This window comes from Candidatus Limimorpha sp., assembly GCF_056203535.1.
Genome location: NZ_JBADWU010000080.1, coordinates 1 through 8713, shown reverse-complemented (window position 1 = coordinate 8713; position 8713 = coordinate 1). Strand labels below are relative to the sequence as shown.

The 8713-nt window shown below is 43.1% G+C and carries 8 protein-coding genes and 1 tRNA gene; 4 read left to right on the top strand and 5 right to left on the bottom strand.

The features are described from left to right. Positions 1-583: 583 nt before the first annotated feature. Complete coding sequence (locus AC06MN_RS09370; RefSeq protein ID WP_475672106.1) at positions 584-715, bottom strand: hypothetical protein; 132 nt, start codon at positions 713-715, stop codon at positions 584-586. 164 nt (positions 716-879) lie between these two features. On the opposite strand from AC06MN_RS09370, the gene AC06MN_RS09365 reads away from it, so the two are divergent. Continuing rightward, a tRNA-Phe gene (locus AC06MN_RS09365) sits at positions 880-952 on the top strand. 21 nt (positions 953-973) lie between these two features. Here the strand turns inward: AC06MN_RS09365 and AC06MN_RS09360 are convergent. After that, positions 974-1966, bottom strand: coding sequence for a glycosyltransferase family 9 protein (locus tag AC06MN_RS09360; RefSeq protein ID WP_475672105.1), 993 nt, complete (start codon positions 1964-1966; stop codon positions 974-976). 80 nt (positions 1967-2046) lie between these two features. On the opposite strand from AC06MN_RS09360, the gene AC06MN_RS09355 reads away from it, so the two are divergent. From AC06MN_RS09355 to AC06MN_RS09345, 3 genes are read left to right on the top strand one after another with little or no spacing between them, the layout of a single operon-like run. Then, positions 2047-3132 (top strand): T9SS type A sorting domain-containing protein, encoded by a 1086-nt coding sequence (locus AC06MN_RS09355; protein ID WP_475672104.1) that lies wholly within the window; start codon positions 2047-2049, stop codon positions 3130-3132. A 12-nt stretch (positions 3133-3144) separates the two neighbouring features. Beyond that, entirely contained in the window at positions 3145-4725 is a 1581-nt protein-coding gene (gene lnt / locus AC06MN_RS09350; protein ID WP_475672103.1) for an apolipoprotein N-acyltransferase, read from the top strand. Positions 4726-4729: 4 nt separating this feature from the next. Then, positions 4730-5704: a tRNA dihydrouridine synthase gene (locus tag AC06MN_RS09345; RefSeq protein ID WP_475672102.1), complete on the top strand. Its 975-nt coding sequence runs from the start codon at positions 4730-4732 to the stop codon at positions 5702-5704. A 73-nt stretch (positions 5705-5777) separates the two neighbouring features. Here the strand turns inward: AC06MN_RS09345 and AC06MN_RS09340 are convergent, their stop codons facing one another. The 3 genes from AC06MN_RS09340 to AC06MN_RS09330 all read right to left on the bottom strand — a co-directional run bounded on the left by AC06MN_RS09340 (position 5778) and on the right by AC06MN_RS09330 (position 8293). Then, positions 5778-6914: an ATP-binding protein gene (locus AC06MN_RS09340; protein ID WP_475672101.1), complete on the bottom strand. Its 1137-nt coding sequence runs from the start codon at positions 6912-6914 to the stop codon at positions 5778-5780. 250 nt (positions 6915-7164) lie between these two features. Further along, the gene (locus tag AC06MN_RS09335; protein ID WP_475672100.1) at positions 7165-7944 is read right to left on the bottom strand and encodes a hypothetical protein; all 780 of its coding nucleotides are present in this window, start codon (positions 7942-7944) and stop codon (positions 7165-7167) included. Positions 7945-8062: 118 nt separating this feature from the next. Next, a complete protein-coding gene (locus AC06MN_RS09330; protein WP_475672099.1) occupies positions 8063-8293 on the bottom strand; it encodes an XRE family transcriptional regulator in 231 nt (76 codons plus the stop codon). Positions 8294-8713 lie beyond the last annotated feature (420 nt).

The window sequence follows — 8713 nt, the reverse complement described above, 5'->3', positions numbered from 1 at the left end:
GAAAGAAACGAGCCGCCTTATTAATTAACCGCAAAAGCAGCGTGGTGTGCGTGGGGCGGCGGAAAGCGAAGCCCGCCGGCCTGCGGACTCCACGATGCTTTGAGGACTATGCCGGTTACAGGAAACTGCCAGGGCAAATGGGTGAAACCAGGCCTAAACGAAAAAAAATATCAAAAAATGCTTGCGTGGTAACATAGAAAGCGGATTTTTAGCAAACTACAGATTTTACAGATTACACAGAAAATTTTATATGCGCAGCGCATGAATTTTCACAGATTAGCTGGCGCATGAAAAAATTTACTCCGAATTTACTCATCAAATTTACTCCGAATTTACTCTCTACCGCCTTGGCGGAACATGATTTTTTCGAACCGCTGATTGCGTAGATTACACTTATTTTCAACAAGATACAGATACAACAGATTATACAGATGATTTTTTAAATGCGCCCTTCGACAAGCTCAGGGAACAAAGCGCATGAATTATACCGATTGGCTGGCGCGTGTTTTTTGGACATAAATCTTTCAAAAATCTATCATAAATCCTTGCTTCCGTGCCGGAGAATGATGGCGGCTCACTGAGCTTAGGTTGCTGAGCCTGTCGAAGCATCGAAGGGGCAAGCCGCCGTAGGCTCAACGTCCAAAAACCATCCAACTCCGTTGCAGGCATCGGCTTGACGATGCCAGTTGTCGGGTGGCCGTCCCTGTTCCCACATTCACGAAAATGACGCAACGTGGTAATGCTTTGCATTTGTTTCCAAAAGAAATACAACTAACTGTATATCAGTATAAAACAATTTATTTCAATATTTTTATCATAAAATTTCATTTTTTTCTTGGCGGTAACGAAAAATGTTGTACTTTTGCACTCGCAAACGGAGGTACCGTAGCTCAGTTGGTAGAGCAATGGACTGAAAATCCATGTGTCACTGGTTCGATTCCCGTCGGTACCACTCCAAAAGAAAAGCCGAGTTTCACTCGGCTTTTTCATTTTTCATCAAATCCCACATTTTTCCAGCAATTTCATGTGCATCCAAGGTGTTCATGCAGGCAAAATGTCCCTTCGGACATTGTATAAAGCCCAATTTATCGCAAGGGCGGCATTTCAAAGCCTTGTTTTCCACGATACAGGAACGTCGCGGACATGTCGGCATATACGGATACATGCCGAATTCAGGAACCGTATTGCCCCACACCGAAACAATCGGTTTGCGCAAAGCTGCGGCGATATGCATCATACCCGTATCGTTTGCCAAAACCACTTCGGAACGCTTCAACACCATTGCCGACTGCGCAATGGAGAAACGTCCGCATGTATTTATCACATTGTTTTCCAACGATTTGCAAATCGTTTCGCCACGCACAGCATCTTCCTTCCCTCCCACCAAAACCACAGGGAAGTCCAAAGCACGGCAAACCTCAATCACTTTTTCGGCAGGCAAAATCTTAGTGGAATACTGTCCGCCAATGACAATAGCCGCATATTTTTCAGGCAGTTCGGAAGGCAAAACTGCGCTATTCTCATCAAAAAAGAAGTCCAAACCTTGACCATCATTCTTTACGCCCAACTTTTCAACAGCCTTGAAATAACGGTCAACAATATGAATGTCAGGCAATTTTCCAAGTTTCAGTTTGGAATAAAGGAACTTCTGAAAATCCAATTTCGGAAACGATGCCAAAGGTCTACGAAGTGCAAATTTCACACGAAAAGAACGAAAGTTTTTGTGCAAATCGACAACGAAATCGTATTGTTCCGCCTTTAGTTCAGGCAACAAATCTTTCAAATCGCCTTTCAGACCATACACCTTATTTATAAAGGGGTTACTCGTCAACAAATTTTGATTACTGCTTTTTGTCAGCACATGAAGCTCAACATCAGGAATTTGCTGTTTAATGCAGCGGATGACAGGCGTTGTCAAGACAATATCGCCGATGGAGCTGAACCTTATGAGAAGTATCTTTTTCAAAATCATGATAATTTTGGAAAGCAAAAATAAACATTTTGACGCAATTTATCTTATTTTTGTCGCCTTAAAATTTTCAAGAAATGAAGAAGTTGCTACTTGTTATATTAACTTGTTTTACATTTTGTTACGGTTATTGCGAGACCATTTTCCAAGACAGTTTCGAGTATGCCAACACCGAAGGTGAAGTCCCGACAGGTTGGACAAGTCCCGAAAAAGGCTGGATTTGCGGGAAATTCGACAATGACCACAACTGCAAACCACATTCGGGGAACTGGTACATCTTCACCCAAGCCAACGAATCGTGGCTTTTCCTTCGCGCTGATGCACTTTTCGGAATACACTACAATCTTTCATTTTGGGCAGTCAGCGATGGAACTTTCCAAACGGAGATCTGCTATGGCGACAGTCCAAGCCCCGAATCCATGAACGGACAAATTGCTTCCGACATCGTAATCCACAGCAGTGACTATCAGCAATTCAGCATCGAATATGAATTGTACGCAAACAATGAGCTTTATCTTGGTTTTCATGCCATCAACATTGGTGGCACGGCACTTTGCATCGATGATGTTGTCATCAACCAAATGCACCAATATGATTTCATTGTGAAATCCATTACGACCGACACTTTGGATCTCGCATTCGGCGAAAGCGCCAACTTCAAATTTTCCGTCATCAACACGGGGTACGACCAAGAAACCTTAGTACTGAGTTCGCCTTCGGAAATGTTCACCGACACACATTATTCCATTGACGGGGAAGCCGTTAGCCGTTTCGACATCGAACCCAATGAAAACATCATCGTTGAGGTCACTTCAACCTTAATTGACCAGGAAATTCCCTATACCTACGCTTGGCTCGATGTGATGGTCGGCTCGACGCACAACTGCAACACTGGCATGGCTTCCTTTTATGTAAAGCCCATTCCAATGACGCAAACAAATGAAACACAATCATTTGCAAATATTTATCCGAATCCTGCCAACGAGATGCTTTATATTGACACCAACGGATTTCAAGAAGCTGTAATTTATGATGAAAACGGCAGACAAATCCTGTCATCACATCAAAACAGCATTGATATTCATAAACTTAAATCAGGAATTTATTTTATTGCAATAAAAACCACGAAACAGACGTTAAGGCAAAGTTTTGTGAAACAATAATCCATTGGAACCATGAAAAAACACCAAAAAATACTTATTACACTCATTAGCAGCATTTTATTAACCATTGCATGGCCTGTTTGGGGCTATCCGATTTTCATTTTTTTCGGATTCGTTCCTTTGCTTTGGCTTGAAAACCGCATAGCAGAAGGCGAGAAAGGACGTGTTCTTTGGCTCGCATTTTTTGCATTTTTCGTATGGAATGTGGCAACAACATGGTGGGTCTGGAATGCCACACCAGCCGCCATCGCCGCATGGCTGCTGAATGCGCTGTTCATGGAAATCATCTTTTGGATGTTTCACCTCACAAAAAAGAAACTTTGCAACAACGTTTGGGGCAATTTTTTCATCATTCCGTATTGGATGGCATTTGAACTGCTCACCTATCATTGGGTGGCAAAATGGCCTTGGCTGAATTTAGGCAACGCCTTTTCAACTTGCCACCAATGGGTTCAGTGGTACGAATACACAGGATTATCAGGAGGAACCTTGTGGGTTTTACTTTCCAACATACTGATTACAAATGCTATAATATCACATCATAAACAGCAAAAGAAAATGCGTAATGCGTTTTCGGCTTGCAGCTTAGCCATTATTATATTGCCAATCGTGTTCAGTCTTTTCATTTACAATCATTATGAGGAAAAAGGCGAAGACACGGAAGTCATTGTCGTTCAGCAGAATTGCGACCCTTGGAACGAACAGTTCGATTCGGAATTCTATCGCGAGACCTTGCAACGAAATATTCATTTAGCTGATTCTCTCGTTACGCCCGACACACGTTTCATCGTCAGTTCTGAATCGGCCATTCAAGAAGGTATTTGGTGGGACGACACCGAAGCATCGTGGTCACTGAAAGAGCTTAACACGTTCATTGACAGGCATCCGCAAGCCTGTTATGTCATCGGTGCCACGACCCACGATTGGGTTCCAAAAGGCATGGAAAACGACTTTCCGGCACGGCAATTCGGCCACAATAACGAATATTTCTACACCAGAAACTCAGCCATTCTGATTGATACCACAGGTTACCAACACCGCAACAAATCGCAGTTAACACCTGGCGTTGAAGCCGTTCCCGAATGGAATTTCCTGAAGAAATCGAGTGTCACCATAGGCATTGCGCGTGGCACCTTGAAAACCGACCCGACCTCACACAATCTGAATTTCGGAAATCACAAAGTTGCTGCCGCAATCTGCTACGAATCCGCTTTCAGCGAATACATCAGCACTTTCGTGAAAAAAGGTGCCGACTTGATTTTCGTTATGACAAATGACGGCTGGTGGGGCGACACGCCCGGCTACAAGCAGCATTTTGAGTTCTCGAAACTGCGTGCCATCGAAAACCGTCGATGCGTGGCACGCTCAGCCAACACAGGCCGTTCAGGATTCTTTAATCAACGTGGCGATGTGCTGCAACCCACAGCGTATTGGGAACCAGCCGTCATTCGCGAAACCTTGAAAGCAAATACCGAAATCACTTTCTACGCAAAACATGGCGATTACCTGAGCAAAATTGCAGTCGGAGCTTCCGCGCTGCTTTTCATAGGTTTGATAATCAAAATGATACTTGACAGCATCAAGAAGAAATAATGCGATGACAAGACTCAGTTTAGGTCCGTTTCAAGGCATCACCGATGCTCCTTTCCGAAACGTTTTCAAGCAACATTTCGGCGGCATCGACAAATTCTACACGCCGTTTTTCACCGGCATTCAGAAAGACCACGCCAAAAACCTCCAGACCGAAGAAATCGACCCTTCGTGCAATGATGCCGAAACCTTGACACCACAAATACTCAGCACCGATGCAGAGGAAATCCTGCGTTTCGCCACACAATGCAAGCAATTGGGATACAAGGCAATAAACCTAAACATGGGGTGTCCTTTCCCACGCGTTGCCAACAAAAAACGCGGCAGCGGACTTCTGCCCTATCCCGAAAAAGTGAATGAAATATTTGAGCGCGTTTTTGAAAGTATTGATGTTGATTTCAGCGTGAAATGCCGTTTAGGCTATTTCAATCCTGATGAAATCTGCCCCATAATCGAGGTTTTCAACCGTTTTCCACTCAGCGAACTCATCATTCACCCACGCATTGGGAAGCAACTCTACAAAGGCGAAGCTGACCTTGAAAAATTCAAGGAAATCATGCCACTGATAAAGGCTCCTTTGGTTTATAATGGCGACATTGTATCAACTGAAAGTTTTGAAAGAATCAATAAATCATTGAATTGCGACACTCCGACAGGCTCAGTGTGCGAAATGAACGAATTTATGTTAGGCCGTGGACTGTTGGCAAATCCATTTTTGGCTGAAGAAATCAAAGGAATTGAAACACAGGGAGATAAAAAGACGCGACTTCATGCCTACGCCATTGCCTTGTACGAAGACCGTTTGCGCCATGCCGGAGGCAGCCCGAAAGTGCTGGGACGCATGAAAGAACTCTGGTCATACCTGATGAACTCTTTTGATGACCCGCAAAACGTATGGCGCAAAATCAAAAAAATCAACGCCTTGAAAGACTATGAAAATGCCGTTGAGGAAATTTTCAGAGAGATGGATATTGTAATTTGATAGCATTAGAAATCTGACAAAAATCAAAAAACACACTTTTCGTGTGGAATGATTTGGTTTCTCCTAAAAACACCTACAAAAACTCCAAGTAATTCTCAGCGTTCACCACATGAAATGAAGCATCGGGATAAGCCTCCCGAAAGCCCTTTGGAGCATTGGGCTTTTTCTTGCCCGCTTTCATTTCAAAAGCATTCAACATGCCCGAATCGTTCTCCAACAAATCAATTTCCTGCTGGTCGTATGTACGCCAGAAATAAAAGTCAAGGCCGAGACGGTTGTTATGATTCCGCTTCATGCGCTCCGTGATGATGTAATTCTCCCACAATGCGCCCCTGTCATCATCAGACCGAAGCGACAAAGGCTTAAAATCGCGAATGACCGCATTCCGTATGCCATTATCAACATAATACCATTTGCTCGATTTGGTCACTTCTTTCCGCAGATTCTTCGAATAGCCGCCCAAACGGTATAAGACGAAAACCTTTTGCAGCAAATCCAGATAACTTTCAACCGTGTTTTTGCTTATCCCAAGTTGTCGACCCAATTCGTCATACGACACCTCGCTACCCATCTGATAAGCAATCAAGCGCAGCAAATCGCGCATTTTCGAAGTGTTCTTTATGCCATCGACTGCAAGAATATCCTTAAGCAAATAGGCGTCCACAATATCATAAAGATACTCTTTCTTTTGCTCAAACGAATCCAATGTAACCACCTCTGGATAAGTACCATACAGAAGCCGCTGCTCAAGATTGCGTTTCGTGTCGAGAGCCGTTTCCACCGAAGAAATTTCCTGGTGCGACAAAGGCAACAAGGTGAATTGCGTACTACGGCCCACCAAAGGTTCGCCCGCCTGATTCTTCAAGTCGAACGATGAAGAACCACTTGCTATCACACGAATATCCGGCACTTCATCAACAATCAGTTTCAGTTTGCGACCAATGTCCGGGATATGCTGCGCATCATCAATGGCCAGCAAATCAACATTCTGAAACAAATGCCTGTAATTCGCAATGCTCATCGGCTCTAACATGGCCACCGTGTCGGCATCTTCACCATTGAGCGACATGGTCTTACCTGAAAAATTACGGACAATCTGAGTGACCAAAAACGTTTTGCCAACACGACGGGCACCAAACAGCAAAAGCGCCTTTTGCGGTGCAAGCCGCTTCATCAACTGACTTTCCAATGTTCTTTGAATAGCATCCATGACATTCTTATTTTGCCTGCAAAAATATACATTTTTACCAAACAAAACATCAACTTTCGTAAATTCAGTCAGTACATTGACTGAATTTAGCTAAATTCAGTCAGTATGTTGACTGAATTTAGATTCTAACAAATATAAAAATCCAAGTTTTACAAACTCTTCCATAGACAATATCTAAAATCAATGAAAAAGAGACTTCCGTAAATCCGAAAGTCTCTTCACTATTATTAACATTGAAATACAATATCAATTACAGCCTGATGCCGAAGCGCAGCAAGACCATTGTCGTTGACAACGTCTTGTACTTGAAGTTTTCCTTATCGGAACCGGAATCGTATTCTCCGTCATAATATTCCTTATATTTATCCGTGTATTTTCCCTTAATCTTCGACGAACCCAAATTATAGAGATTCACACCGATGGTGAACCTTTTGTTGATGAGAACGCCAGCACCCAATTGGAAAGCAAAAGCTACCGCAGGGTCGTATTTGAATGTCCTAGTTTCCTCAAAGGTATAACGATCCCCATAATAATCGTATCCACTTGCTTCCAATTCGAGATTTAATTTTGTCATGAAGCGTGCGTCTAAACCCAAACCGGCTTCACCGTAAATCCCAAAGTTGTCGCTGGCCTCATAGCAATAGTTCACACCTAACATGAGAGGAACATTGATGTAATTCGGCTTGCGCAAAGTGACATCTGCACCATCTTCTTCGTAATAATCAACCAAGTCATCAAAGTAATCCTTGACATCCTGGTTCAGACCGTTGTAGATTCCGTCAAGTGACAGAAGTATTCCCAAGCCTTTGGCTTTGGTAGGAAACACCCATTTGAAACCGAGGTTGGCACCGATTCCGGCACCGCCTTCTTTCGATTCACCGAGAGGAGCAAATTCATTTTCGTCACCATCGGCAAAATCGCCCGTCGGCAAAGATAATCCTAAATTCAGATAAGTTTGTGTTTGTGCAGAAAGCACACCGCATCCCAGCCCAAAGGCCAGAATCACCAGTAACAATTTGATACTTTTCATTTTTGATAAATTTTTGTAAAAATAATGCATTTATGATTAAATTTTTACAAAGAAAATACATTTAATCATCATCCACGCCAAGCCATTGTAGCGCAAATGCGACATGTAGCATAATCCGCTACATTCCGTCATCTTTCATTCGCTCCTTAACATTATCCGAATAAAACTGGAAGAAATCGAAGTTCAAAATGATTGAGAGGCGGTAAAGAATGCCCGTATCGATAGTTGGCTTTTCGAAAATCCGATAGATATTGGTGCGATGACAGCCCAATTCCTTGGAAAGCCAAACAATGGCCACACCCTTTTCTTCGACTTTTTTGCGGATTTCCTCTCCAATATGAATAGACATTCCACCCGAACAGCGCACATTTGAGACCCGCCCGGCAAAGTGCTATCTTTACTTTTTACATAAAAAGCGTGGGAGTCTGTACTCGTTACCCCATCACACGGATTGAGACCTTCGCATTGCCCGACAAAGTTGAACGAGCAACGCAGAAGCCCACGCGAAAGGCATATCAACTCCACATCATATATAATGATAACAAATAGCATGAAATCAATAACAGATTCATGCAACATGAGGAATATACACATTTCGAAAGGCATCTACAGTTGCCATGTCCACGACTTTCCTGACTTTGACAGCTGTTTTTTTAATGTTTGTAACTTGCTAAAAATCAATATTGTTTAAAAATCAAGATGGTGACGTGGGTGACGCAAGCCCGAAAATTCGTACCTTGCGGGCATGTTTGTACGCAGAAAGGTCAAC